This window comes from Thalassotalea sp. G2M2-11 (assembly GCF_017168195.1).
Lineage (GTDB): Bacteria > Pseudomonadota > Gammaproteobacteria > Enterobacterales > Alteromonadaceae > Thalassotalea_E.
Window position 1 is genome coordinate 402,375 of the sequence record NZ_JADNYL010000004.1, and the last position, 25,482, is coordinate 427,856.

24 protein-coding genes are annotated in these 25,482 nt (G+C 39.2%); 15 read left to right on the plus strand and 9 right to left on the minus strand.

All coding sequences use genetic code 11. The annotated features are described in order from the left end of the window. Positions 1–20 precede the first annotated feature (20 nt). The 9 genes from IV514_RS15730 to IV514_RS15770 all read left to right on the plus strand — a co-directional run bounded on the left by IV514_RS15730 (position 21) and on the right by IV514_RS15770 (position 8,881). The gene (locus IV514_RS15730; RefSeq protein ID WP_206486257.1) at positions 21–1,100 is read left to right on the plus strand and encodes a pilus assembly protein PilM; all 1,080 of its coding nucleotides are present in this window, start codon (positions 21–23) and stop codon (positions 1,098–1,100) included. Next, entirely contained in the window at positions 1,088–1,663 is a 576-nt protein-coding gene (locus IV514_RS15735; RefSeq protein WP_206486258.1) for a PilN domain-containing protein, read from the plus strand. The genes IV514_RS15730 and IV514_RS15735 overlap by 13 nt, the downstream gene beginning before the upstream one ends. Continuing rightward, positions 1,660–2,256, plus strand: coding sequence for a type 4a pilus biogenesis protein PilO (locus IV514_RS15740; RefSeq protein WP_206486259.1), 597 nt, complete (start codon positions 1,660–1,662; stop codon positions 2,254–2,256). The genes IV514_RS15735 and IV514_RS15740 overlap by 4 nt, the downstream gene beginning before the upstream one ends. Next, the gene (locus tag IV514_RS15745) at positions 2,253–2,789 is read left to right on the plus strand and encodes a pilus assembly protein PilP (protein WP_206486260.1); all 537 of its coding nucleotides are present in this window, start codon (positions 2,253–2,255) and stop codon (positions 2,787–2,789) included. Before IV514_RS15740 ends, IV514_RS15745 begins: the two co-directional genes overlap by 4 nt. Further along, a complete protein-coding gene (locus IV514_RS15750) occupies positions 2,789–4,840 on the plus strand; it encodes a type IV pilus secretin PilQ family protein (protein WP_241242412.1) in 2,052 nt (683 codons plus the stop codon). The genes IV514_RS15745 and IV514_RS15750 overlap by 1 nt, the downstream gene beginning before the upstream one ends. Positions 4,841–4,984: 144 nt before the next feature. After that, positions 4,985–5,503, plus strand: coding sequence for a shikimate kinase AroK (gene aroK / locus IV514_RS15755; protein WP_206486261.1), 519 nt, complete (start codon positions 4,985–4,987; stop codon positions 5,501–5,503). Between the two features lie 4 nt (positions 5,504–5,507). Further along, a complete protein-coding gene (gene aroB, locus IV514_RS15760) occupies positions 5,508–6,572 on the plus strand; it encodes a 3-dehydroquinate synthase (RefSeq protein WP_206486262.1) in 1,065 nt (354 codons plus the stop codon). A 16-nt stretch (positions 6,573–6,588) separates the two neighbouring features. Then, complete coding sequence (locus IV514_RS15765; protein ID WP_206486263.1) at positions 6,589–8,022, plus strand: hypothetical protein; 1,434 nt, start codon at positions 6,589–6,591, stop codon at positions 8,020–8,022. Between the two features lie 43 nt (positions 8,023–8,065). Next, positions 8,066–8,881 (plus strand): Dam family site-specific DNA-(adenine-N6)-methyltransferase, encoded by an 816-nt coding sequence (locus IV514_RS15770; RefSeq protein ID WP_206486264.1) that lies wholly within the window; start codon positions 8,066–8,068, stop codon positions 8,879–8,881. A gap of 4 nt (positions 8,882–8,885) precedes the next feature. On the opposite strand, the gene IV514_RS15775 is transcribed toward IV514_RS15770, so the two are convergent. Both IV514_RS15775 and IV514_RS15780 read right to left on the minus strand, forming a co-directional pair. Further along, positions 8,886–9,077: a DUF2970 domain-containing protein gene (locus IV514_RS15775; RefSeq protein WP_206486265.1), complete on the minus strand. Its 192-nt coding sequence runs from the start codon at positions 9,075–9,077 to the stop codon at positions 8,886–8,888. 138 nt (positions 9,078–9,215) lie between these two features. After that, positions 9,216–9,878 carry a TorF family putative porin gene (locus IV514_RS15780; protein WP_206486266.1) on the minus strand — a complete coding sequence of 221 codons (663 nt, stop codon included), beginning with the start codon at positions 9,876–9,878 and terminating at the stop codon, positions 9,216–9,218. A gap of 269 nt (positions 9,879–10,147) precedes the next feature. Between IV514_RS15780 and rpe the strand changes: the two genes are divergently transcribed. Both rpe and trpS read left to right on the plus strand, forming a co-directional pair. After that, on the plus strand, positions 10,148–10,816 hold the full coding sequence (gene rpe, locus IV514_RS15785) for a ribulose-phosphate 3-epimerase (RefSeq protein WP_206486267.1): 669 nt from the start codon (positions 10,148–10,150) through the stop codon (positions 10,814–10,816). Positions 10,817–10,873: 57 nt separating this feature from the next. Next, positions 10,874–11,878, plus strand: coding sequence for a tryptophan--tRNA ligase (gene trpS, locus IV514_RS15790; protein WP_206486268.1), 1,005 nt, complete (start codon positions 10,874–10,876; stop codon positions 11,876–11,878). 41 nt (positions 11,879–11,919) lie between these two features. On the opposite strand, the gene IV514_RS15795 is transcribed toward trpS, so the two are convergent. Further along, positions 11,920–12,885: an FHA domain-containing protein gene (locus IV514_RS15795; protein ID WP_206486269.1), complete on the minus strand. Its 966-nt coding sequence runs from the start codon at positions 12,883–12,885 to the stop codon at positions 11,920–11,922. Next, the gene (locus IV514_RS15800; RefSeq protein WP_206486270.1) at positions 12,876–14,129 is read right to left on the minus strand and encodes a serine protease; all 1,254 of its coding nucleotides are present in this window, start codon (positions 14,127–14,129) and stop codon (positions 12,876–12,878) included. Before IV514_RS15800 ends, IV514_RS15795 begins: the two co-directional genes overlap by 10 nt. 267 nt (positions 14,130–14,396) lie before the next feature. Here IV514_RS15800 and IV514_RS15805 point away from each other — a divergent pair, with 267 nt between their 5' ends. Both IV514_RS15805 and IV514_RS15810 read left to right on the plus strand, forming a co-directional pair. Then, complete coding sequence (locus IV514_RS15805; RefSeq protein WP_206486271.1) at positions 14,397–15,155, plus strand: class D beta-lactamase; 759 nt, start codon at positions 14,397–14,399, stop codon at positions 15,153–15,155. Between the two features lie 152 nt (positions 15,156–15,307). Further along, positions 15,308–17,434 (plus strand): TonB-dependent receptor, encoded by a 2,127-nt coding sequence (locus tag IV514_RS15810; protein WP_206486272.1) that lies wholly within the window; start codon positions 15,308–15,310, stop codon positions 17,432–17,434. A gap of 84 nt (positions 17,435–17,518) precedes the next feature. Here IV514_RS15810 and IV514_RS15815 read toward each other — a convergent pair whose 3' ends face one another. Next, positions 17,519–19,153 carry a methyl-accepting chemotaxis protein gene (locus IV514_RS15815; RefSeq protein ID WP_206486273.1) on the minus strand — a complete coding sequence of 545 codons (1,635 nt, stop codon included), beginning with the start codon at positions 19,151–19,153 and terminating at the stop codon, positions 17,519–17,521. Between the two features lie 328 nt (positions 19,154–19,481). Here IV514_RS15815 and IV514_RS15820 point away from each other — a divergent pair, with 328 nt between their 5' ends. Then, positions 19,482–19,874 carry an MmcQ/YjbR family DNA-binding protein gene (locus IV514_RS15820; RefSeq protein ID WP_206486274.1) on the plus strand — a complete coding sequence of 131 codons (393 nt, stop codon included), beginning with the start codon at positions 19,482–19,484 and terminating at the stop codon, positions 19,872–19,874. A 300-nt stretch (positions 19,875–20,174) separates the two neighbouring features. Here IV514_RS15820 and IV514_RS15825 read toward each other — a convergent pair whose 3' ends face one another. From IV514_RS15825 to IV514_RS15835, 3 genes are all read right to left on the minus strand, one after another. After that, complete coding sequence (locus IV514_RS15825; RefSeq protein ID WP_206486275.1) at positions 20,175–20,780, minus strand: hypothetical protein; 606 nt, start codon at positions 20,778–20,780, stop codon at positions 20,175–20,177. Then, on the minus strand, positions 20,780–21,256 hold the full coding sequence (locus tag IV514_RS15830) for a sigma-70 family RNA polymerase sigma factor (RefSeq protein ID WP_206486276.1): 477 nt from the start codon (positions 21,254–21,256) through the stop codon (positions 20,780–20,782). The genes IV514_RS15825 and IV514_RS15830 overlap by 1 nt, the downstream gene beginning before the upstream one ends. Before the next feature lie 228 nt (positions 21,257–21,484). Further along, positions 21,485–22,030, minus strand: coding sequence for a hypothetical protein (locus IV514_RS15835; protein ID WP_206486277.1), 546 nt, complete (start codon positions 22,028–22,030; stop codon positions 21,485–21,487). Between the two features lie 179 nt (positions 22,031–22,209). On the opposite strand from IV514_RS15835, the gene IV514_RS15840 reads away from it, so the two are divergent. Continuing rightward, entirely contained in the window at positions 22,210–23,841 is a 1,632-nt protein-coding gene (locus tag IV514_RS15840; RefSeq protein WP_206486278.1) for a Na+/H+ antiporter NhaC family protein, read from the plus strand. 59 nt (positions 23,842–23,900) lie between these two features. Here the strand turns inward: IV514_RS15840 and IV514_RS15845 are convergent, their stop codons facing one another. Beyond that, the gene (locus IV514_RS15845) at positions 23,901–25,310 is read right to left on the minus strand and encodes a Na+/H+ antiporter NhaC family protein (protein ID WP_206486279.1); all 1,410 of its coding nucleotides are present in this window, start codon (positions 25,308–25,310) and stop codon (positions 23,901–23,903) included. Positions 25,311–25,482: the final 172 nt, after the last annotated feature.

A 25,482-nucleotide genomic window follows, 5' to 3' on the forward strand; every position in this document is an offset into this window, starting at 1 on the left:
AATTGTTTTAGTAGGAACATATGCTGAAAAATCTCTGGAACAAAAAAACATCGGCAATAGTGGGAATAGATATTGGCTCTCATTCAGCAAAGGCTGTGTTAATCGGTCAGGCTGGTGATGGTTACACCTTAAAAGCAGTGGCAACAGAACTAATGCCACGGGGTGCTATTGTTGATCGTGAAATTCAAGATATTGAAGCTGTGGGGAATGTTATTGCTAAGTTACGCAATAAGATCACCTCTTCTGTTTCAAATGCCGCCGCCGCCGTTTCTGGCCAAACAGTTATCACTAAAGTGATTTATATGGATGTTGCACTCACCGAACAAGAGTTAGCAAGCCAGATTGAAATCGAAGCTGATAGCTTAATTCCTTATCCTTTGGATGAAGTTAGCTTAGATTTTGAACGACTGGATGTTAATGAGTCGGATCCGACGAAAATTAATGTTCTGCTAAGCGCAGCTCGAACTGAGTCGGTTGAGGCTCGCGTGGCTGCATTAGAAGCAGGCGGCTTTAATACCAAAGTGATTGATGTAGAATCTTATGCAATTAGTCGTTCTTACGATTTAGTGTTACCTTTATTGCCTGATGATGCTATTGATAAAACTGTGGCTATTGTCGATATCGGTGCGTTAATGACATTGTTTTCCGTGACACAAGGCGGAAAAAATATTTACAGCCGAGATCAATTATTTGGTGGTGAGCAATACACTCGCTCCATTGTGTCGTATTACAACCAGTCGTTTGAAGACGCTGAAATTGCCAAAATAACCGGGGACTTACCGCCTAATTATACCTTTGAAGTCCTCGCGCCGTTTCATACTATTTTGGTGCAACAAATACGACGTGCTATTCAAATGTTTTTAACCTCAAGTGGTAAGGATAAAGTAGATTATTTAGTGATTTCTGGAGGCTGTGCACAAGTAGAAGGTTTACATGAGTTGTTAACGGAAGAGCTTGGTATTCATACAATTATTGCGAACCCTTTTGCCAACATGAAAATTGATTCGTCGATAGATGAACAAGAGTTGAATAAAACCGCTTCACAATACATGGTCGCGGCAGGTTTAGCGTTAAGGAGTTTTTCACCATGGCACATATAAATTTACTTCCATGGCGTGAAGAAGCTGAAAAAGCTAAACAACGCGAATACTTTACCATACTGACCGCAGTGGCTTTTGGTGCCTTGGCTATTGTCTTTTTAGTGGGACAGTTTTACCAAATGCGCATAGATGGTCAGGTTGCCAGAAATCAATTCTTGAAAACTGAAATTCAATTACTTGATAGCAAGATTGAAGAGATAAAAGAATTAGAAGCTAAAAAAGCTGAATTGCTTAAACGTACAGCCGTTGTTGAGCAATTACAGCGTAGCCGTAATGTTGGCACTCAGGTCTTGGATGAAATCACTAAAATTGTACCTGCAGGTATTTATTTGACTAAATTAGAAAAGAAAGGCAATACCTTACAGCTAATGGGAAAAAGTGAGTCAAATAACCATTTAGCGAACATGATCCGTAATATTGAAAATTCAGACTTTTTACTAGATGCAGTGCTTGAATCTATCACCTCTAATGATGCTCAAAGTAAATTATTAAGTGATTTTAAAATGCGGGTGCGCATAAAAGGCATAATTGAACATAAAACTGCTCAAGGAGCCACTCCGTGAATATAGATTTATCTCAATTTGATAATTTAGAATTAAATAATATTGGCAACTGGCCACCCTTGGCCAAAGGCGTATTTGCCGCTTTTCTTGCTATTGTTGTGCTAGGATTAGGTTATGTTGCTATTGTCAGTGACAAAATCAAACGACTTGATACGGTGACTGCCGAGGAAGCAACGTTAAAAAACCAATACCAAGCAAAATATCATTTGGTGGCTAATTTAGATTTATTTAAACAACAAATGATTGAAGCAGAAACGCTGTTTGCGGAGCAATTGAAAAGTTTGCCAGAGAGTCATGAAACTCCAGGCTTACTTGACGATATTACCTTTGTTGGCACAACAAGTGGTTTAGATTTTGTTAAATTGAACTGGCAACCAGAAATTACTCAAGAAATATATATTGAACTACCCATCGATATTGAGGTGGTTGGCTCATATCATGAATTTGGTAACTTTGTCAGTAAAATTGCAGGTTTGCCTCGGATTGTGACCCTACATGATTTTGATATTGATATTCAAGAAGATATCAAAGGGTTATTAAACTTTAAATTAGAAGCTAAAACTTATCGTTATCGCGAGGCTAGTGAACAATGAAGAAATTAGCCAGTATTTTTATGATATTATCTCTGTCGGGATGCTTTGATGATACAGCTGATATCAAGGCGCATATTGCGAAAGTGCAAGCGGATACACCAAGGCATATTGAGCCTATTCCGAGCATTCCAGAGTTTAATCATTTTGATTATTCTGCTGGTTCATTACGTAGCCCGTTTGATGCCCCTAGGCCAGAAGCTATACAGGAAAAAGTACAGCAGATGTCTGGCTGTTTAAGTCCAGATCCACGGCGCAGAAAACAACCGTTAGAAAAATTCTCATTAAGTGATTTGGTGATGAGAGGTACGCTGGGGGAATTAGGTATTACGTGGGCATTGGTTGAAGCATCTGATGCAACCTTGCATCGAGTAGCCGTGGGTAATTATTTAGGGCTATACAATGGTCGAATTACTGAAGTTAATCAAAATAATGTCAAAGTCATAGAGCTGATCCCTGATGGTGCTGGGTGCTGGGTAGAGCGAGAAACAGTTGTCGCTATGGTAGATTCAAATGCAGAGGGGCAAAGGAAGTAATGTTGCAATTTAATAAAATGAATAAAAATATTTTTTACCGCATGAAATGGTCATTAATATTAGGGGTCGTTACATCAGTATTTTCATTATCGTCATTAAGTAATGAATTAACTGGGGTAAGTTATAACACTATTCAGAATGATGAAATACAGTTAGTGTTCACACTTTCAGAAGACATTACCACTCAGCCTGAAGTAAAGACATCAATGTCTCCTGCACGAATTGATATCACCTTTGATGCCACTGAATTTTCGGATCAACTCGTTAAAACCGTGGTGTCACATGCCGGCGTTAATGATGTTACTGTGCAAAAATTAGCAGGAAAAGTGCAGGCATCGGTTAATTTAGATCAACTATCGGTGTTTGATGTTAGCCAGCAAGATAATGAATTTTCGTTAACGTTGAACAAAGGGGTTTCACCAGCGGTGATCAACAAATTAACCCCCGTTGGCGGCAGCTTTATTAATAATATTGCGTCGATAGATTTTCGAAAAGGGCAGGCAGACGCAGGTCAGGTCATTGTTAACCTTGATGACAGCATGGTTGCTGTAGATGTGAGTGATCGTCTAGGCAAGCTTTATATCGAGTTTCACAATACACAAATCATCGAAGATTTACTGTATACCTTAGATGTGAAGGATTTTGGCACTATTGTTAACAGTATTGAAACCTTTAGAGAAGGTCAAAACGCCAGATTAGTGGTTGATATTGACGGTGAGTTCACCTTTGAGCATCAACAACTCAATAATGTATTCTCATTAACCGTAGTCAAAAAAGAGATTGAACCAGGTTATTTAGGTGATGCGGAAGATTTCAGTGGGCGTGCTATTTCGCTTAACTTCCAAGATATCCCTGTGCGAACCGTGCTACAGATCATTGCTGACTATAATGGTTTCAACTTAGTCACCAGTGACACCGTTACTGGCAATATCACATTACGTTTAGATGGCGTTCCTTGGGATCAGGCGCTCGATATTATTCTGAAAGTGAAAGGGCTAGATAAGCGCATGGAAGGCAATATTTTAATGGTTGCTCCAAGTGATGAATTGGCTGCCCGAGAAGCGAAAGAGTTGCAAGCTAAACAACAAGTGGCGGATTTAGCGCCGTTATATTCTGAATATGTACAAATTAATTATGCTAAAGCAACCGAATTTGCCGCGTTAATCAAGAGTGAAGAGAATTCTATTTTATCAGAGCGTGGTAGTGTAAGCGTTGATGAACGTACCAACACTCTGCTGATCAGAGATACTGCTGACAGTATTGAAGATATTAAGCGAATGGTCAGTGTGCTTGATATTCCTGTGCGTCAGGTGATCATTGAATCTCGTATGGTCACAGTCAAAGATAACATCAATGAAGAGCTGGGCATTCGTTGGGGAGTGACAGATACTGATGGTGAATATGCAACATCAGGTTCGTTACAAGGTGCAAATTCTGCCAATGCTGGTGTAGTACCAGGGTTAGCTGATCAGCTCAATGTAAACCTTCCTGCGACTAATCCAGCAGGTAGTATTGCCTTTCAAGTAGCTCGATTAGCAGACGGTACCATCTTAGATCTTGAGTTAAGTGCCATGGAAAAAGAGAACAAAGGTGAAATTATTGCCAGTCCTCGTATTACCACTGCTAACCAAAAAGAAGCCTATATTGAACAAGGTGTTGAAATACCTTATCAAGAAGCCGCATCAAGTGGTGCTACTGCAACACAGTTCAAAAAAGCGGTATTAAGCTTAACGGTAACACCACATATTACGCCAGATGATCGTATTATTTTAGATCTTGTGGTCACCCAAGATACCGTTTCAGATGTGCAAAGTGGTTCCGCTCCTGCGATTGATACACAACGTATTGGTACGCAAGTATTGGTAAATAATGGTGAAACCATTGTCTTAGGTGGTATATATCAACAATCTATTATTAGTAGTGTTTCTAAAGTACCAGTACTTGGTGATATTCCTTATTTTGGTTGGATGTTTAGAAATAACAACAACTTCAATGAGAAAAAAGAGCTATTAATTTTCGTTACACCACGTATTGTAACTGAGCGATTTTAAATAATTTGCAAGTAAGCCGTATTTTCCAGCATCGCTTACTTGCAATCTATACCCAACAATTGCGATAATTACGCCCTTAAAATTTTCGAGGGAGGTTCCCTCTTACCTGTAAACGCAATTTAAACGAGTATATAAGTTAATCTCATGGCAGAAAAACGTAACATTTTCCTAGTTGGCCCTATGGGCGCAGGCAAAAGCACCATAGGTAGAGAATTAGCAGATAAGCTACATTTAGAATTCTTCGATTCAGATCAAGAAATAGAGCGTCGCACAGGTGCTGATATTGCTTGGGTGTTCGATCTAGAAGGTGAAGAAGGCTTCCGCAAAAGAGAAGAAGCGGTAATTGAAGACTTATCTGAAAAGCAAGGTATTGTACTGGCGACAGGTGGTGGTTCTGTTATTAGTAGTCAGGTTAGAAACCGTCTATCGGCTCGCGGTATAGTGGTATACCTCGAAACGACTATTGATAAACAAGTTGCACGTACTCAACGTGATCGTCGACGTCCTCTACTTCAAACATCGGAAGATCCGCGTACTGTGTTAGAAAAATTAGCAGTAGAAAGAAATCCATTATACGAAGAAGTGGCTGACGTAATCGTTCAAACTGATGATCAAAGTGCGAAAATCGTTGCGAAAAAAATTGTCGATTCATTAGATTTTTAATCTTATGTCCACTCTTAAGCTCGATTTAGCTGAGCGTAGTTATCCTATTTATATCGATAGTAAATTATTAGCAGATAATAATTTACTATCGCAACATATCCGCGCTAAACGTGTTTGTATTGTGACTAATACGACAGTCGCTCCTCTTTATTTAGCGACTGTGAAGCAGCAATTAGTCGATTTTCAAGTGGACGAAGTGATTTTAGCTGATGGGGAAGCTGAGAAAAATCTCAGTAACTTTGATAAAATCATGTCGCATTTACTTGCGAATACCCATGGCAGAGATACCACATTGATCGCACTAGGTGGTGGGGTTATTGGTGATATTACTGGCTTTGCTGCCGCGTGTTATCAACGTGGCGTCGATTTTATTCAAATTCCTACCACATTATTGTCTCAAGTAGACTCTTCTGTTGGTGGTAAAACTGCGGTTAATCATCCTCTTGGTAAAAACATGATAGGTGCATTTTACCAACCAAAAGCCGTTGTTATTGATATTGATAGTTTACACACCTTACCGGCCCGAGAGTTTTCTGCTGGCATGGCTGAAGTGATCAAATACGGAATTTTAGGTGATAGAGAGTTTTTTGTTTGGTTAGAACAAAACTTGGCGCAAATTAAATCTGCACAGCCCAACGTATTGATTGAAATGATTGAGCGTTGTTGTCAGTGCAAGGCTGACATTGTTTCAGCTGATGAAACAGAAGCAGGTGTTCGGGCATTATTGAATTTAGGTCACACTTTTGGTCATGCTATTGAAGCGGAACAAGGCTATGGTAATTGGTTACATGGTGAAGCCGTTGCGACTGGTATGGTTCTTGCTGCAAAGCTAGCAGTAGCAATGAATTTGTTGGAAGTGTCAGAACTTCGTCGTATTGAGCATTTATTGGCTGCGTTTGATTTACCACTTGAAGCGCCTAGTGATATGGGCTTTGAGCAGTTTATTAAACATATGCGCCGTGATAAGAAAAACATAGGTGGAAAACTACGTTTAATTATCCCGACCGTGATTGGCCATGCTGTGATGCGAGATGATATTAGTGAGGACATGCTTCAGCAAATTCTGTAAAACAGAAAGGTGATTCATGTCTGCGCTCGCGCAAAATATTAACAATCAGGTATCTTCGGAAAGTGTAACGGCCATTAGTGCAACTGCACGTGTTGATTATATTCTACGCTTTTCTAAACAAGCCGTATTAGTTGTTGATGATGACATCTCGATAAGCTCAGATGTTGGTCGTCAGTTTCTTAGCAATCTTACCAGCGAACAAAATGCCGCCTACGTCACTATGTCATCCAAGCTCAATGACGTGCAAGTGCGTTGTCGTTTAATTGAGCAGTTATTTGGCAATATCCTATTTGATCCTGAGCAATCAATTGCTGTCAGTATTATTAATATTGTTAAACAGCAGCAACAGCCAGTTACCATTGTTATTGATAATGGCGATTACTTATCCTTGCAAATTTTACATGAGCTGACACAGTTGGCAGAAATTGCCAAAAAAGCGAATTATCAAATTAGTGTATTACTATTAGCAACGCGAAAATTAGCGCAGCTTGTCTATCAAAACCAAGTACTGTTTGAAAAGAAATTAACTATCTTATCAGCTGAAAATGGTCAATTAGTACCGCTTAACGCGAAAGAGTTTAAGGTAGACTCTTCATTGTTCAGCATCACGCCTTTTAAAAAATGGTTCGCTTTTTTTACGGTGCTTTCAGTACTGTCTGCAGCCGTTATTTATTATTTATACCAGCAAGATAGCCTAAGCTTTAGTCAGCTAAACTCTGTGCCTATTGAAGCCATTGATACTAATAGTGCCAGTTTAGCAAAAGCGACAGCACCAAAGTTTGTCAGTGAAGTGTTAGAAACTAACATTGAGCACTTTGCTTCAAGCAAAGACGTTTTATTAGCGTTGACTGCGCTTGGTACAGAACAAAATACTAAAGAAAAAGCGCCAGTTAAGGCGCAACCCATCGATATTCTTGGGGCATTACAACTCGATACTGCTGTTGAGTTACCGGTTAACACTGGCGAATCACAACGCGATACAGTGAGTGAAAAAACTCACACAACGAATACCCCAACAGCACAACATACTGATGAGTTAAAAGTTACGCCAATACTTCAGCTAAGCAAAAACGAGGCTGTAAGCCAAGCGCTTGCTGATAAGATAACTAAACCACAAGTCATAAAAGCCAGTAAATTTTTAGATCGTACACAAGGTTTTGTTATTCAAATTGCCGCATTTAGCCAGCAGCAGGTGCTAGCAGAATTTATTGCTGAATATCCGTCGCTGAGCTTTGAGCAATATCAAAAGAATGTTAATGGTAGCGTGATGACAATCGTCACGACAGGGATTTTTGATACGCAAGCAGTTGCAGAACAAGTGATAGTTACTCTACCAAATACGATCAAACAACGATCACCAATGATCAAAGATATTTCTGTAATTAATCAGGAAATCAACGAGTTTAAGCTCTCCCAATCAAAGGGAAATAACGTTACAATTGCCAACTAATAAAAGTAAGCGGTGAGTTCACTGCAGTTGGATTACAAACTCGATGGTAAAAAAGCACCGTGCATTTTTAAAGTGGGCTGGCGGAAAATACGGCTTATGTGATGTGATTAATCAAATGCTACCGAAAGGTGAGCGATTAATCGAACCTTTCGTTGGTGCTGGCTCAGTTTTTCTTAATAGCGATTATCAGAATTATATACTCAATGATATTAATAAAGATCTGATCAATCTTTATCAAATCATTCAAATGAAGCCGCAACGCTTTATTGATGATGCTAAAAAGCTTTTTTGCCAAGCCAATAATGAAGCAAACGCATATTATCATTTACGAGCAGAATTCAATGCCAGCGTGGACAAATACTACCGTTCGTTACTTTTTCTTTATTTAAATCGTCATGGTTATAACGGTCTGTGCCGTTACAATAAATCTGGTGGTTATAACGTCCCGTTTGGTAAGTATAAAAAGCCATATTTTCCCGAAGAAGAGCTGTTATTTTTTGCTGAAAAAGCGCAAAAAGCGATTTTTATTTGTGAAGGCTATCGCCAAACCTTTCATCGGGCGCAAGATGGCGATGTTATCTATTGCGATCCTCCTTATGTGCCTTTAAGTAAAACCGCGAGTTTCACCAGTTATGCAGGTAATGGTTTTGGTTTAGATGAACAAGCTGACTTAGCTAATGCTGCAGAAGAAGCTGTGAAGGAACATAAAGTGAATGTGTTGATCAGTAACCATGATACGATTTGGACGCGTAAAATTTATCAAGGTGCCAGTAAGCGTAAGTCGATTCAAGTTGCCCGAACTATCAGTCAGAAAGCGACCAAGCGAAAAAAAGTGGCAGAGTTATTAGCGCTTTACTAATTGGTTAAGCGAGTACCATTGAAACAATACTGACTAAGCCTAAAATAAAGAGGATAACGGCAATTAATCCAATCACTACAAAGTGAGAAAATTTGCCTTGAGTAAAGTCTCTTTCACGATTTTTTTCACTCTGAACCCCTAAAAAGGCAAAGGCTACGCTTTTAATCGTTTGTGAAATGGGTTGTTTGTCAGCCATATGTTAACTCCCTAAATGTTAAAGCTAACTTAGCATGGCAAAAGCCTAGAAAGCAAAAATCCAAGCAGTTACTTGGATTTTTGTTAGTAATTCAGCGTTTACACCAAGTACTAGTAGGTGAACCCCTCTCTGGTGTGATTACAAGTCAATATCTACTGCGTATGAGACATAAACTTTAACATCGCCTGCTGCACCATCTAGATCCGTTGCTGATGCTCCAAGAGTAAAACCACTTTTGCTCAGGCTAATGCCATAATCAATCGAGTCTTCTGCCAGCCAATCACCAGAATAAGAGCCTAAGTGCAATGCAACTTCAGCATCATTTGCCAGTGCAATTGCATAATCTGCTGATGCATAAATGGTGTCACCCGCGTCTGCTCCTTCACCTTCGGCTAATACGGCAACTCCTAAGGTTAATGCACCAAATGAGATGTTGGCATACACTTCAGAAAAATCTGCATCACCAGTAAGTTCATCAGGGTAAGCATAATAAATATAGCCGATGTCGTAAGCGAGGTTATCATTGATTTGACCAGCAAAGCCGCCATAAAAATCCAGCTCATAAGTCATGCCTTCTGCCCAATCAGCATTTGATGCCCAGGTACCTAAGTAGAAGCCTGAATCATTAGCGTAATCAATACCGCCTGATATCGCAGCTTTGCCACCTGTTTGTTCGAAACCACGCCATAAATAGTTACTGGTTGCTGCCACATTAGCAGATAATTCACTAGCGGCAGATGCAAGCATAGGTGTTGTTAATAATGTAGATGAGAGTGCGATTGATAAAAGTGTTTTTTTCATGTGTTACTCACTTAGTTAATTATTGTTATTCACTAATCTGCAAGTAAAGTGCCCCATTGTATTAGAGGTGAATAAATAGGGTTATTTACTTTAAATACAATAGGATATGTTGATTTAGTGAGATTTCTTTAAAAGAGGAACAGACTGATTTGAACAAAAATGGTGCATTATTATCTACAGATGTGCGATCTGAGTGCAGCGTTTTCAGGTCGATTATTTAGCCAATTTAGGGTAAAGTGGCGCAGTTTTTAATTTGGTCGGATTATTCCATGTCTTCATATTTAATTGCTCCTTCAATTTTGTCAGCAGATTTTGCTCGATTAGGTGATGATGTTGCGAAAGTTATCGCTGCAGGTGCTGATGTTGTTCATTTTGACGTAATGGACAATCACTTTGTCCCTAACCTAACGTTTGGCCCTATGATATGTCAATCATTACGCGATTATGGCATCACAGCTCCTATCGATGTGCATTTAATGGTAAAGCCAGTGGATCGTTTAATTCCCGATTTTGCTAAAGCTGGCGCTGATATTATTACTTTTCATCCTGAAGCCAGTGATCATATTGATAGAACATTACAATTGATCAAAGATCATGGCTGTAAAGCGGGTGTCGTGCTCAACCCTGCAACCCCATTGCATTGCTTGGAATTTATTATGGATAAGTTAGATATCATTTTATTGATGTCGGTAAACCCTGGCTTTGGCGGTCAATCGTTTATTCCAACCACGTTAGATAAACTTAAGAAAGTTCGTCAGCTAATTGATGACAGTGGACGCGATATTCGTCTAGAAGTTGATGGTGGTGTCAAAGCCGATAATATTGCAGACATTGCATCAGCTGGTGCTGATATGTTTGTTGCTGGTTCGGCAATCTTTTCTCAACCAGATTATAAGCAAGCGATCGACGCTATGCGTGCAGAGTTAAGCAAAGTATAAAATTTAACGGTAACCGATAAGGTTGCTTGGTGTGTGAATTTAATTAGGTAAAAGATAATGTCAAAACCTGTTGTTTTAAGTGGCTGTCAGCCATCAGGTGAATTAACGATTGGAAATTATTTAGGGGCGATTAAGCAGTGGGTTAATATGCAAACTAGCCATAATTGCTATTATATGTTGGTTGATCAACATGCAATTACGGTACGTCCTGAAGCAGAAGCTTTAAGAAATGCGACCTTAGACGGTTTAGCATTATATCTGGCCTGTGGAGTCGACCCTGAACAAAGTACTATCTTTATTCAATCGCAAGTGCCAGAGCATGCACAGTTAAGCTGGGTGTTAAATTGTTATACCCAAATGGGCGAATTAAACCGCATGACACAATATAAGGACAAGTCGAAAAAATCTGAAGCCAATATGAACTCAGGTTTGTTTACCTATCCAGTGTTAATGGCGGCGGATATCTTATTGTATCGTGCGAATCAAGTACCCGTTGGCGATGATCAAAAGCAGCACTTAGAACTTGCTCGTGATATTGCAACACGGTTTAACAATATTTACGGTGATATTTTTGTGGTACCTGAGCCTCATATACCGGAGCATGGTGCACGTATTATGAGTTTACAAGACCCATTAAAGAAAATGTCAAAGTCAGATACCAACCCAGGTAATTTTATTGGTTTATTAGAAGATCCGAAAAAAATCACTAAGAAAATCAAACGCGCAGTCACAGACTCTGATGAGCAAGCGCGCATATACTTTGATGTTGCTGAAAAGCCAGGTGTTTCTAATTTGTTATCCATGCTGTCGTGTGCCACAGGTCAATCGATAGCTGAGTTAGTGCCGCAATATGAAGATAAAATGTATGGCCATTTAAAAGGTGATGTTGCTGACGCTGTGGTTGCTATGCTTGAGCCTATTCAAGAGCGTTTTCATCAATATCGTGAAGATAAAGCTTACATGGAACAAGTGATGCGTAATGGCGCAGACAAAGCTTCTGAGCGTGCTAGCAAAGTTTTGTCATCTGTCTACGATGCGGTAGGTTTTATTGCGAAGCCTTAAGCTTAACTGAAAAGGCTAACCGAATGGTTAGCCTTTTGGCTTTATTCTTTATCTTTCTTTGCTTTTTTTTCTACTTTGTCAAAGAGTTTATTTGAATCTTCGATAAATGCTTCTACCGTACTGCTTTTGGCAATAAGAAAGTCAGGCGTTAATAAGGTAGAATCAAATTTAGGTCTAATACTAAATTCTGGCTTTTTACTGAGCTGAACTAAGAAGCCTCCGCCAAAGAGCAATCCTGTTAAACTGGCAGCTATTACTATTCTTCTTGTTTTTGATAGATGAAAACCAATATAACCATTAAGCCAGAATAAACAGAAAGCGATCACTATCGGTAGTAATTTACTTAATGTGGGTAAAACAGAAGCACTTGAGGTGTTGAACTGAAGAAATGCTTCTAAAAAATCACTGACCCAAGTTAAATTATAAAAAATAAAGCAGATGCCTAATTGAGTAAATATACGAGCATCATGTTTGGTTAAATGGGAGACCAGCGAAACAATGGCTGGCCAAATAGCAAAAATTAAGCTCAAGCCAACCGCAGGTACTAATAACTGGGTAAAGTTAACTTCTTTCGGATTATTCAAATAGAATATCCAACCCGTTAATAAAGCGAAAATTAAAATATTAACGCTTAACACCACAGGGTGTTTTGCTAAATTAATTAAGTTTTCAAATGGGCTTAAGGTGATACTGGTTGCCACGGGATGATAGGGAAACACCACACGTATTTGGCTTTTGCCTAGGGTGATAATATCTCCTGAGCGGACGATGTGACCATCGGCTGGTTTTTTACCCTCATCTAAAAAGCAGCCATTGATACTGTCTTGATCGATAATACGCCAGTTCTCACCATCAAATTCTATGGTTAAATGCTCAGCACAAACATGGGGATCCGATAAAATAATATCACTGTGGTAGCCCCTGCCAATACTGACTGTTTGTTGAGCAAATTTGTGGCGTCCAATTAACTTATGACCTCGGCTGATTTCTTCAATGATTACTTCCATGATACCGACTCCATAAATTGCTTAGTGAACGCTTGAGCACTCTTTTGTGAAACACCTGCTAAGGTAAAGTGACTTAATAACGCCTGGTCGTTTCTATCTACCGAAATACTGAGGTATAAAGCGTCATAGAGCCCATCAAAATCTTTATAGGCACGGGTACAGAAAATCGATTTAGTGGTCATTAATTGATGGCTTGGCATGACGATATCATGTTGACATTGAAACTCGGTTACATCGTCCTTGCCCGCTTTATTTCCGGGCATAACACGAGCAATTTGTCGCTGGAATAAACGATAAAACTTAGTGTTGCTGAGTTTTTTTGCTTGTAGGTATCTAAATTCCATTTCTAAGGAACCAGTAAAAAAATCACTGGTAATATAAGTGTTTTCTTCTAAGGAGCAATTAGCGACGGCTAGCATCATTAACGCGTCTGATTTATCAGCATTTGACTCACCCCAGCAGCGGATAAATGGCACATCGATGGTGGGGATAATTCCTTGGCCAAGTTTTTTTAGTTGCCAGTCACTTTTAAGTAAGCGATCGATTAAATTGGCTTGATATTCATTGAGCTGCTTGCTCATTTGTTGATCTATAGTGAGTGAGTTATCTTGGTGATAGTTGTTAACTAAATCGATTAATTTATCATGAGGCACTAAAAAACCGATTTGATTGCCAGATGTCGCGACATTAATACCAACAACTTGGGCATCTTTATTGACTACCGGCCCACCACTCATGCCGGAGTTGACCGAACCAGTAAAATGAATACGATCATTAAATGACTCTTTCTTGAGTCCATTGTATGTGCCTGGCACAACAATCATGCCGAGATCATGAGGATTACCCAGAGAAAACAACTCTTCCCCTTTTGCAGGGACAGAATCTGAAATGGTGAAATACGCCATAGGCTGTTGCACCTCACGCTTTACTAGCGCTAAATCATTAATCACGTCGATGCTTTCAAGTGTTAGCGTTGATTTTTTACCTTGATTATCTAAAAACTCAATGCGGTATTTTTCAGGGTGACGTGCATAACTTGAAACAACATGATAATTAGTGGCGATTAAGCCATCGCCGCTGATTTGAAAGCCCGATCCAATGGAAGATTTTTCACCACTTGCTTTATCAATTAACCGAATTTGATATAAAGATGGGGCAAGTTGTTTGAATAGGGTTTCAGCTTGTTCGGCTGCTGAAGCGATACTACTTATGATGATCAGCCAAACGCCGATAAAACGTTTCATTTACTATCCTTTTAATTCTTTATTCCGCTATTGTGCCATCGCGTGATTAATTGTCATCAATTAATCAGAAAAAATGCTCACATAGTGTGTAACAAAGCATTTGAACTTTCACTACTTTTTGTAAAAGAATGTATAAAAACTGATATCTGTCATTAATTATTATAAAAAAATACGCTAAGGTTTCAGCTAAGATATAACTTCTAGAATGATGATTAAAAAGGAAATGCAGTGAAGCGCTTAATTTCAATAATGGTTATGGTGACAACTATGATGTCGCTAAATATTAGTGCCGCGGATAATAATCTTTGTTTAGCCGAAGATAATGATTGTACTTTTGTGTTATTGACCCATTCGAGCAATGAATTAGTCATAGTTAATCAAGCAAGAGCTGAACAGGCATTATCGCCTTTCTCTACGTTTAAAATTGCCAACTCGGCAATTGGTTTAGAGACTGGGGTGATTAACGATGCAGGGCAGACCTTATCTTACGATGATACAGCTTACCCGCCCCAAGCTTGGTGGCCAAGCGTATGGAAACTGCCTAAATATAACTTAACCAGTGCTTATAAGTTTTCCATGGTGGCTATTTATCGTCAGTTAGCGAAAGATATTGGTGATAAACAGATGCGCCATTATTTGAAAACGTTTAATTATGGTAATCAAGATATTAGTTCGGGTCTGGATAACTTTTGGCTCAATGGCAGTATGAAAATTTCTGCCCTTGAGCAAGTGAAATTTTTACAGCAACTACATCAAAATCAATTGGCGTTATCCGAGAAAACGCAACAGGAATTACGTAAAGTCATGTTAGCTAAAATGACGGATGATTATCGTATTTATGCAAAAACAGGGGCAGGTAAGGTTGATGATGGCAGTATGTTAGGTTGGTATGTTGGCATTGTTGAAACTGCCGACGAAAGTTATTACTTTGCGCTCAATTTTAATCGTCCTACTTATCAGCAGATGAAAGCTGATCGTATCGCGTTAGCAATGAATCATTTAAAACAAGCTGGCGTGATTGATTAAGCTACTGTGTCGATAGCAGCGCTTTTTGACTTAGGTCAAACTCAGTTAGGATGAGTTGCGACATATTGTCGCAGTTCGTCACTTTCCTTTTGTTCAACTTACTTATTTCACTGAAAATAAAGCTAATTTTAATAGTTAAGTAAGTTGGTACTATGTCTTTTTCTCTTAAACCCTGTGCGTATGCCGTAAAATTAATGACATTGGCGTTAGCAGGATATTCTCTCGTTGCTACGGCCAATGATTCAGGTGATCCTACGATGGATTTTGAAGTGATCACCATTACCAATCAGCGCTTACAAGGGCTAGAAAATAATCATGAATATGCGCAAGGTAAAACCAGTGAACCTGATTTAGCCAATTGGTTAGTGTCAGTGCCGGGGGCAAATATTAATGCCAATGGGCCGGTAACAGGAGTCGCACAATATCGTGGTTTATATGGTGACCGACTGGCGATTTCTCTTGATGGTCACCCAGTGATCGGCGCGGGGCCGAATGCCATGGATACCCCGTTAAGCTATTCAACGCCATTAATTGTTGATTCGATGACGGTTTACCGAGGTGTAGCACCTGTTTCAGCCGGCGTTGATACCTTAGCTGGTTCAATTGAAGTCAATATGCGCAAAGCAGAAGTGTCGCATCAAAGCCGTTTAAATACGTTTGGTGATTTACAAGCGGGCTACCGCAGTAATAATCAGGCAAAAACCTTATCTACCGTGATGAATATAGCGCAAGGCGACTACGCCTTTATGCTATACGGTAATTTGCAATCGGGAGATGATATTGAAACTGGTGATGGTCGTCATGTATTACCTAGCGAATTTGAAAAACGTCAATTTGGCGGTGATCTTCGCTATATTTCATCAGAGAGTGAATTAGGTATTAGTTATCATTATACCGACACGCAACACTCCGGCACCCCAGCACTACCGATGGATATTGAATATATTTTTAGTCATAGAGCCAGTATTGATGGGGCGTTCAATTGGTTAGACTGGCAAGGTGAATGGACGTTAGGTTTTGTCGATGCAGATCATGGCATGACCAACTTTTTAATGCGCCAGAATAATAATCCAACCAAGTATCGCCGCAATCATGCAACGGCTGAAACGGTTGACTTTAGTGGCTCAATCACGCGTGAATTTTCATTAGGTGAAATCGATTTAGGTGTTGATGGTTATTTAGCGGATCACCACTCTGTGATATCCAATCCCAATAATGCCATGTTTGAAGTGGTTAATTTTAATCATGTGCAGGATGATAGGATCAGTGTTTATGTTCAGTGGCAACAGCAATATGACAAGACCAGTGTGCAGCTCGGTACTCGTTTAAAGCATATCGTTGCCGATGCTGGTACTGTTGCCACATCAATGACGATGATGGCAATGCCGAAAATGGCACAACTTGCGACTGAATTAAGAGATGGTTTTAATCATGCGGATCGTTCGGTATCGGATGATTTAGTCGATGTTGCACTTAATATTGATCATCGTATGGCTGATTGGTTGTCACTTAATCTCGGTTTAGGGGTGAAAACGCGTGCGCCTTCCTATCAAGAGCGTTACTTATGGACTCCGATGGAAGCAACAGGGGGCTTAGCCGATGGCAATAACTATATAGGTAATATCGGGCTTAATGAAGAAACGGCTTATCAAGTGGATTTAGGTGCTAATTATCAAACACAAGACTTTTCAATTGCGCCACATGTGTTTTATCAGCGTATCGATGATTACATTCAGGGCACGCCATTAGGTATGTCACAGATGTCAGCTAAGATGATGGCATCTATGATGTCAGGTGATGATAACCCGCTACAGTTTACCAATGTTGATGCCAAGTTATATGGCGCAGATGTGAATTGGCGTTATCAAGTAAACGATGAGTGGTCTATAACAGGTGTTGCCAGTCATGTGCAGGGGGAACGCCGTGATATCAATGATCACTTGTATCGAGTCGCACCGCTAAATGGTCATATTAAAGTTACCTACAGTGGTGAAAACTGGTTAGTGAATTCAATGTTCGCAGCGGCGGCTCGTCAGGGCAATGTCGCCAAAACCAATGAGGAGCAAACAACGGCAGGTTACGGCGTGTTTAATGTTGATTTACAATATTTCATTAACTCAGCGCTTACTGTGCGTGCTGGTGTTGATAATGTGCTGGACAAAAATTATCAGCGTCATTTAGGGGGATATAACCGAGTCGAAGGCAGTGATATTGCACTTATGAAACGTTTACCCGCAGAAGGCATCAGTGCTTGGGCAGAAGTCACTTATCGTTTTTAATGAGTTATCGCCAACTGGCGGTGAGGTAAATGGTGTACAGGATACAGCCAGCAAATGCTGGCTGTATCCTTTGTACCGAGTAGATCAGAGTTTAAAGCGATTCACTATGGTTGATGCATTATGACTGCTTTGGGTTAAGTGATGACCAATTTGGGCAATTCCTTCTGCATTCGCTAAGGATTCATTAGTCATAGTGGCGAGTTCATTGGCACGTAAATTCACCTCACTTGCCGCATCTGCTTGTTGCTCTGTTGCTCGGGCAATTTGTGAATTCATATCAAAGATTACTTTTATCTGTTCATTGATTGAGCTAAGCACTTTATCTGCCTCGTTTGTGCTTTCAACCGTATGGACTGACAGTTCTTTACTGGACAATACCGCCTGAACCGCTTTATTTGCTTCGGTTTGTAGACGTTGGATCATTTGATCTATTTCATCGGTACTTTGCGCTGTTTTACTGGCCAATGTTCTAACTTCATCAGCGACCACTGCAAATCCTCTGCCTTGTTCGCCTGCTCGGGCAGCTTCAATCGCGGCATTGAGTGCTAGTAGGTTGGTTTGCTCGGCGATACCTCGGATAACATCTAATACAGCTCCAATGTTTTGGCTTTCTTGTGCCAGCTCATTAATCACACCATTAACCGTATCGATGGCTTGAGACAGGCTTTCTACTTCTTGAATGGTGGTCGAGAGCACTTCTTTACCCGAAGTCGTGTTATTTTGCGCCTCGCGCGCCGCAGACTCAGCAGATTCCGCATTATGAGTGACCTCACGAATATTGGCTGTCATTTGTTCCATTGCGGCAGCGACTTGGGTGGTGTTATCGCTTTGTTGTTGAATGAATGCAGCGCTCTTATCACTGGCTATTTCTAATTCTTTCGCATAATTTAAAACATCGTTGGCTTGTGTTGAAACCTGCGTTAATGAATCACGAATTTTGCCAATAAATCGGTTGAAAAAGTGTGAGATATCGGCAATTTCATCTTTGCCATCTGCATTGAGTTGCTTGGTCAAATCACTTTCACCTTCAGCAACATCTTCCATCATCTCGGACGCTGCCTGCGCTGGACGGCGTATGCTTAAACCAATGAAATACGTGATTAAACTAAGAATGATTAATACTAGTAATGACAGTGAGACGATGGTGTTACGTTGGCTGGCATATAATTGCTCAACATTATCAACATACATGCCTGAGCCTAAAATCCATCCCCAATAGGGAACACTTGTGACATATGAAATTTTATCAACGGGTTCATCAGCACCAGGTTTCGGCCATTTATAGGGCACAAAGCCTGCTTGTTGAGCTTTGACTACTTTAACCATGTTGACAAATAAAGGCGTTCCATCTGGATCTTTCGATGCAGCTAACGACTTACCATTCAATTGTGGTTTAAAGGGATGCATGATCATTCTAGGCTCGAAGTCATTGACCCAAACATAATTGCTATTGTCATAGCGAAAGTTAGTTAATATTTCGAGAGCCTGAGCTTTTGCTTGTTGCTCTGTGAGCTGACCTTCAGTTTGAAGTTTATGGTAATGATCAACAATACTTTGCGCTGCTTGAACAACCTTTTGGACTTTTTCTTGTTGCTGAGAGTAAAGCACTTTTTTGACATTAATAAGGCTCATAGTACTGATGGTGATTAACCCAACTACTAATATTGCAATCATGGCAATTAAGCGATACTTGATGGAGATCGATCGTAAATACTGCATAACTAACCCCTGTTTGATGTAATGACTTCAGTATAGAATAAAATTGTCATTTTCAATTAATTGACGAATACTTAGCCACTTTTTATTAGTGTTAATTTTGCTAACTGACAGAGCGTACTTGTTGGGTGAAGAGACTAAAACTCGTTGATTACAGATGATAAGCTTAATATTTAACCATTTTGTTGATTTCACTCAACGTTCTGACTAAATACTGAACTACTTACCTGCACAGTTTAAGGTTAATATTTAGCTAGCTTACTCTATTGCTTGCTATAGAATGTTACTATCACTTAAGTGAATGTTTTATTGTGTAAAGGAAGTGATTATTATGGATGAAACAGCAGTAGAAGCTTACCTATTAGCAAAACCAGAGTCTTCATTGTATTACCCGTTTGGTGAAGACGTTAAAGTCTTTCGTGTGAAAAAAAAGATGTTTGCCACGCTTTCTCTAGGTAAAGGTAATGAGAAAGGCACTGATGGTAAGATGGCAGGTTATTATTGCATCAATTTAAAATGTGATCCTGATGAAGCTGTGATGCTACGAGATATTTTTGAAGCAGTGATACCGGGTTATCACATGGGAAAAGCACAGTGGAACACAGTGATCCTTGATGGCTCAATTCCACAAGGGGAAATTGAGCGCATGATAGATAATTCATTTAAGTTAGTTGTTGATAAAATGCCTAAGAAAGACCAGCAATCTATTTTGATGCATTTGTAATAAATCTAAGAGAGTGTTATTCGGCTATTTTTTCTAGAATCATTTTGTGTGAAACAATTTGAGTGAGCGAATTGATATCAGAGCTAGCATGGCTATTTGCAGCACTAATTAGACATATAAAGACGGTAATCAATACAGTAATTAAGGTGTGTTTTTGTTTTTGATTAGTGTTCATTTTATTTCTCTTTTTTAAGTTTATGTGTAATTTTTTCGGTCTAGCGATATTCGGTCTAGCGATAAATGTAAGCTAAATTATCATAAGGTGAGCAAAGTGATTGATTAATGAGCAATGTAATAAGGCTAGTGTTGGCCAATTTCTAATAGTTGTTGGTTTATTTTCGCTAATAACGGCGTGAATTTTTTCTTTGCCGCGCGTTTATTTAAAAAATAAATACCCAAAACTAGCAGTGTTAAAAAGCTATAATAAATAATCAAAGAGTAGTTGAGATGTGGGATACCCTTTGAGTCAACGGTTCCCCCAAGTGTGATCAATATAATACTGACCGTTAGTGGGGCTATATACCAGCTTACAATAGATTCAAGTAAAAGCTTTTGCTGTAAAATCTTTTGCTGTTCGTTTTGTAAAAAAGCTTTGATACTCGTATCTTTAGGAGCTTTGACTTTCTTTGCTTTGATTAAACGATAAGGGATAAACAGGCAGGATAATATTGCGATAAAGTAGCCAGTGGATTGTAATACGCCTGCACTGATAAATAAGCCATACAGCCAAACAGGAATTAACAGTAAAGCGATAGATATTTCAAGCATATCTCGACGCTTAACTTCTTTGTTTATCTTAGTTGTTTGTGTTTCTAACGCAGCAATCACTTTTGTTAAATCAGTGGCAGTAGTCGGCGTTGTAATGCTCTCTTGCCAGTCTTGTTTTAAGTCATCAAGTTTCATCATTATTCTCCTACGAACTGACGTTCAAATTCATTTTTAATTCGTTTCACCCGTGATCGCACGGCATTAGCACTAATGCCAATCACATCGGCACTTTCTTCGGAAGATAAACCATCTAAATACATCATTAAGATATTTGCGTCAGTATCACTTAACTGGTTCATGAAGTTGTTTAATATTTCGGCCTGACAGTTATTTTGTGCTGGCTCAATCAAGTTGGTCATCACTTTCGATATAACTTGTTTTAGTTCTTCGTGTTTAATGGTTTTTTTCACAAAAGAACAAGCCGTATTTAATGCGACTTTATACACCCAGGTTTCTCGGCTTGCATTCCCTTGAAAAGACTCAAAACTGCGCCAAAGTTGTAGTAATATTTCTTGATACATATCGTCGAACTCACCATCGTGGCAATAACGTGAAGCGATGTAATGTATCCGCCCTTGGTTATTGATAATCACCTGTTCAAATTCTTTATGCATGTAAAAACCCAGTTCAACGTTATGTATTAGCTATTATATTAGTCGTTAGTAAAATACGATTGTGTCATCGCGGATAAAAAATGAATTGTGAAGAGATAGATGATCAGATTATTGAACTGAGTTTGATGTCACAAGAAGAATATTAAAGGAAACTGGGCTAAATAATGAATGCTGGCTGCCGTTGTACAACGTTCGTTATCTTGTTGGATAATTTAACCCCTTCGATCACTATTGCACGGTAATGGGTGACTGATGCGCTGAAATCGTCTCTTTTAGCTGATTTAATGCTCCGACAGAAAATCCTCGATCATAAAAATACAGTATTTTGCCACTATCATTTATAAGCACAACGCGTGTGTTATTTGGGTTTTCGTTACCGGTAAAAGCTTGAACTTGTTCACCATGTTGATAGATAGTAATGACACCTTTCCACAGCTCTTTAGGAATGCCTGCGCGCATGCCATTATCGATCATGGTGCTAAACATACGTGGAAACATGCCGCCAATAGTAGGTAATTCGTAAACCGGAATGTTGGTCTGAGTCATATCTAAGCCAATTAGCCAGCGATCAATGTCAAACTGTGAATTTTGTTTGTAGCCAATTAATAATAGCGTAAGTTCAGTGTTGAAATCTTTAGGAATATCAACGCTTTTTTGGGCTAAACTTTGACCGCTAACGGATGGGAACACTTTTCCTACGACATTCTGGTTTGGATAGTGGCTACTACAGCCAGTGAGTATTAATACCGTGATAGTTATCATTAGTAATCGCATATTAATGTCACACCTTCTTATTGATAATTAATTGTTATACGTAGCATTAGGTGATTGGGTTCATTTTATTTTTTGGTTTTATTCTTTGACTGTAAGCTGCGTTATACATCTTATTAATTCGTTTAAATGATAAAACACGCCTATAGTGAAATGAGGAAATATGATGAAGGAACGCCGTTATGCGTCACTTACCTGTCGTTGGATTTACCTCAATTTTTCTTTTGTTCATTATGATTGCCGTCTTTGATAAAACGTCTTATAGCGACTCTATAGTGGCTATTTTTCCTCCTATTATCGCAATTTTAGCAGCATTCATTTTGAAACAGGTTGTGGTCGCATTATTCATGGGGATTTGGTTTGGTGCATGGTTAATTAATGGTGGTGATCTACAAGCAGTTATTTTAGCTCTGATAGATGTCTCAAATAAATATGCCGTGAATGTGCTTGTCAATGAAAGCCACATTGTCATTATTTTAGCTTCTCTTTTTATCGGTGGATTAATGAATGTCATTTCCTTTAATGGTGGCATGAGGTGTGTTGTTAAAGCTATTTCACGTAAAGTTAAATCGATAAAGCAAGTGCAACTGGCAACCGTGGTGATGGGACTTGTTATATTTTTTGATGACTATGCCAATACGTTAGTGACTGGTAACACCATGCGACCAGTGACGGATAAAATGAAAATTTCGAGAGAGAAACTAGCGTATATAGTTGATTCTACCGCAGCGCCAGTGGCATCGGTTGCAGTTATTTCTTTATGGATTGGGTATTTAGTCAGTTTAATTGAGCAATCTATCTCCTCGATTGAAGAATTAACAGAGCCTTATGCCATGTTTATTCAATCATTGTTTTATAGTTTTTATCCTTTTTTAGCCATTATTTTTGTCTTGATTGTTATCTTAACGGGAAAAGATTTTGGTCCTATGTATCGCGCCGAACAAAAGGCATTTTCATCTCATTCGTCAGTGTCAAATGAAAGTGATAATGATGCAGCAAATAGTGAAAATAATGTCGTCAAAGGATCTGTTCACATTGCGCTGATCCCGATTGCGACTTTGATCCTTACGGTGATTTTAGGAATGTGGTTTTCAGGTAGTGGTGAAACGCTTCAAGATATTATTGGCAGTTCTGATTCTTTAGCTGCTCTAGCGTTTGGGGGGTTTTTAGGATCTATAGTGGCTATTTTACTGTCAGTATTGACAACATCACTGACACTAACTCAGGTATTCGATGCGTGGTTGTCAGGTGTTAATTCGGTGATGGGGGCTGTTGTTGTGTTAGTGCTCAGTTGGTCATTAGCTGAGGTGACAACTGAAATGCAATCTGCAAATTACTTAATAAGTATCATTGGCAATGATATTTCGCCTGCTCTTTTACCTAGTATTATTTTTATTTTAGCCGGCATCATTGCATTAGGCACAGGTACCTCATGGGGAGTGATGGCGATTTTAATGCCTCTAGTTGTTCCACTCAGCTGGAGCTTGATCTCTAATCCCGAAAATTCAGCAGCTTTAATGGATATACATATTTTATATGCATCTATTGCTGCTGTGTTAGCAGGGGCTGTTTGGGGAGATCATTGTTCACCTATTTCTGATACTACTATCTTATCGTCATTGGCCTCTCAGTGTGATCATGTCGAGCATGTGAGAACGCAAATGCCTTATGCTTTGGTTGTTGGTAGTGTCTGCATTATTTTTGGCACTCTACCTGTAGGCTTTGGACAACCTTGGTGGTTGTGCTTTCTTATGTCAGCTTTTATTTTGTGGTTAGTATTGAAAGTGATCGGCAAAAAGCTGATTAAAACTTAGTCGAATTCCCCCCAAATGTGGGGTTAACTATTCACTGATAACAGCCGATAATATCTGGTTTACTCGAATCGTCGACCAACCCCTTTGATAATAAACGTTAATACAACGAACCAAATGATAAGGGGGTAAAAGGTTGTGGTAAGAAAAGCCGCAGGATCGGGTAATTCGACAAACGGGTACTTCTCTTTAAGTGACTTAGTGGTAATTATCATTAACATAGGCCAAATGTGCCAGGGCATAAAAAAACTAAAGCTATTGGCGGTAGCATCTAATATGTTGGCTCGTCGAACAGGATGAATATTTTGTGCTTTACCTAATGCATTAACAATTGGTCCGGCAATAACTGTAATTCTGGCAACCAATCCAATGAATAAGAAATTAAACATCCAAGTGATGCCGAACATTGACAGCTCTGATTGTCTGGTTGTTTTGCCAAATACTTGTCCAAGCTTGCTTACTAAACAATCTAATAGGCCATAACTTTTTAATATGCCATAGGCTCCCATCATTAAAATGATCATTATGATGGTCTCAAGGTTCTTAATCACGCCTGTGATTAAAATTCCTTCAGGCTCAGAGCCTTTAATATGAAATAGTTGTTGTAGTGTGAAAAGTTCAAACCCCAGTCCCAAAGCTAGAGCCAGAACTATGCCCCAGGTAAGTGCTTCAAATATACTTTTGCCACGAACGGCGTAATAAACTACGACTAACATAGGAAGTAGCATTATCAGTCCTAATGCGTTGGAAGAGTTTTCGATGACGACTTTGGTTTGCCCATCATTGCTATATAAAAAGCTTGCGACAATATAAAGAATACAGGAAATTAAAAATGCTGGAATGGCATAAATTAACCTTCCTTTTACTACCTCACCTACTTGGGCACATTCATTTTTTTTGTAATAGTGCTGAGTACTTGATGAAATAATGGTGGTGTCAGAGACTGGGGCAAAATGATCTCCAGTCGCCGCTCCACTTAATATTGCACCTAATACTAACGCTGGATCTGCGCCAATAACATAGGCCGTAGGATAAAGGACAGGTGTCATCACCATAATCGTACCTACAGATGTGCCCATCGCGGTACCTAAAATACTACAGACGAAATAAACGAAAACCGCATAAAACTCGGGACCTAAGGCTAAAGTCTCTGATAACCAAACGATCCCTTCAGGCAATTGCCCCTCGTTTAAAAGCTCACCATAAATTCCGACGAGCAAAAACAACTTGAATACCAGAAGTCCTGTGTAGTCTCCTAGAGCGTTAACCGTAGTTTTCCAATATTGCGTTTTATCCTTTGCTAAAAGTGACGCCAGCATTAACCCAATAACGCCACTAACCATCATGATTTTAGTCGATAATATTCCTTGAGTACTAAAATAAATAGTTGGTAACATCATTGTTAGCAAGGGCAATAAGGATACATAGCGAGTCAAATAAAACCCATATTCCCTCTTACTAGAATTAGACATCACTACCTCTCTTGTTAATACTCATTATTGCTTAATTGACTTGGCGTTCGTTGCAGTTGAATAAATATTTATTAAGTCTTACCCTTATTGTTTAGCTTTTGTTACTGTTAACGAGTATTTGTCTTCACTAAACAGTATGTAGTAGTCTGCAAAAATACGATTACTGATTGTG

What these genes read in the sequence shown, in the direction of transcription:
- IV514_RS15820 (WP_206486274.1), top strand. Translation starts at nt 19,482, where the DNA reads ATGGATGAAACAGCAGTAGAAGCTTACCTATTAGCAAAACCAGAGTCT.
- rpe (WP_206486267.1), top strand. Translation starts at nt 10,148, where the DNA reads ATGTCTTCATATTTAATTGCTCCTTCAATTTTGTCAGCAGATTTTGCT.
- IV514_RS15840 (WP_206486278.1), top strand. Translation starts at nt 22,210, where the DNA reads ATGCGTCACTTACCTGTCGTTGGATTTACCTCAATTTTTCTTTTGTTC.
- IV514_RS15770 (WP_206486264.1), top strand. Translation starts at nt 8,066, where the DNA reads ATGGTAAAAAAGCACCGTGCATTTTTAAAGTGGGCTGGCGGAAAATAC.
- IV514_RS15830 (WP_206486276.1), bottom strand. Translation starts at nt 21,256, where the DNA reads ATGCATAAAGAATTTGAACAGGTGATTATCAATAACCAAGGGCGGATA.
- IV514_RS15795 (WP_206486269.1), bottom strand. Translation starts at nt 12,885, where the DNA reads ATGGAAGTAATCATTGAAGAAATCAGCCGAGGTCATAAGTTAATTGGA.
- IV514_RS15765 (WP_206486263.1), top strand. Translation starts at nt 6,589, where the DNA reads ATGTCTGCGCTCGCGCAAAATATTAACAATCAGGTATCTTCGGAAAGT.
- IV514_RS15735 (WP_206486258.1), top strand. Translation starts at nt 1,088, where the DNA reads ATGGCACATATAAATTTACTTCCATGGCGTGAAGAAGCTGAAAAAGCT.
- aroK (WP_206486261.1), top strand. Translation starts at nt 4,985, where the DNA reads ATGGCAGAAAAACGTAACATTTTCCTAGTTGGCCCTATGGGCGCAGGC.
- IV514_RS15800 (WP_206486270.1), bottom strand. Translation starts at nt 14,129, where the DNA reads ATGAAACGTTTTATCGGCGTTTGGCTGATCATCATAAGTAGTATCGCT.
- IV514_RS15835 (WP_206486277.1), bottom strand. Translation starts at nt 22,030, where the DNA reads ATGCGATTACTAATGATAACTATCACGGTATTAATACTCACTGGCTGT.
- IV514_RS15775 (WP_206486265.1), bottom strand. Translation starts at nt 9,077, where the DNA reads ATGGCTGACAAACAACCCATTTCACAAACGATTAAAAGCGTAGCCTTT.
- IV514_RS15810 (WP_206486272.1), top strand. Translation starts at nt 15,308, where the DNA reads ATGTCTTTTTCTCTTAAACCCTGTGCGTATGCCGTAAAATTAATGACA.
- IV514_RS15825 (WP_206486275.1), bottom strand. Translation starts at nt 20,780, where the DNA reads ATGATGAAACTTGATGACTTAAAACAAGACTGGCAAGAGAGCATTACA.
- IV514_RS15845 (WP_206486279.1), bottom strand. Translation starts at nt 25,310, where the DNA reads ATGTCTAATTCTAGTAAGAGGGAATATGGGTTTTATTTGACTCGCTAT.
- IV514_RS15745 (WP_206486260.1), top strand. Translation starts at nt 2,253, where the DNA reads ATGAAGAAATTAGCCAGTATTTTTATGATATTATCTCTGTCGGGATGC.
- aroB (WP_206486262.1), top strand. Translation starts at nt 5,508, where the DNA reads ATGTCCACTCTTAAGCTCGATTTAGCTGAGCGTAGTTATCCTATTTAT.
- IV514_RS15730 (WP_206486257.1), top strand. Translation starts at nt 21, where the DNA reads ATGCTGAAAAATCTCTGGAACAAAAAAACATCGGCAATAGTGGGAATA.
- IV514_RS15805 (WP_206486271.1), top strand. Translation starts at nt 14,397, where the DNA reads ATGATGTCGCTAAATATTAGTGCCGCGGATAATAATCTTTGTTTAGCC.
- IV514_RS15750 (WP_241242412.1), top strand. Translation starts at nt 2,789, where the DNA reads ATGTTGCAATTTAATAAAATGAATAAAAATATTTTTTACCGCATGAAA.
- IV514_RS15780 (WP_206486266.1), bottom strand. Translation starts at nt 9,878, where the DNA reads ATGAAAAAAACACTTTTATCAATCGCACTCTCATCTACATTATTAACA.
- trpS (WP_206486268.1), top strand. Translation starts at nt 10,874, where the DNA reads ATGTCAAAACCTGTTGTTTTAAGTGGCTGTCAGCCATCAGGTGAATTA.
- IV514_RS15815 (WP_206486273.1), bottom strand. Translation starts at nt 19,153, where the DNA reads ATGCAGTATTTACGATCGATCTCCATCAAGTATCGCTTAATTGCCATG.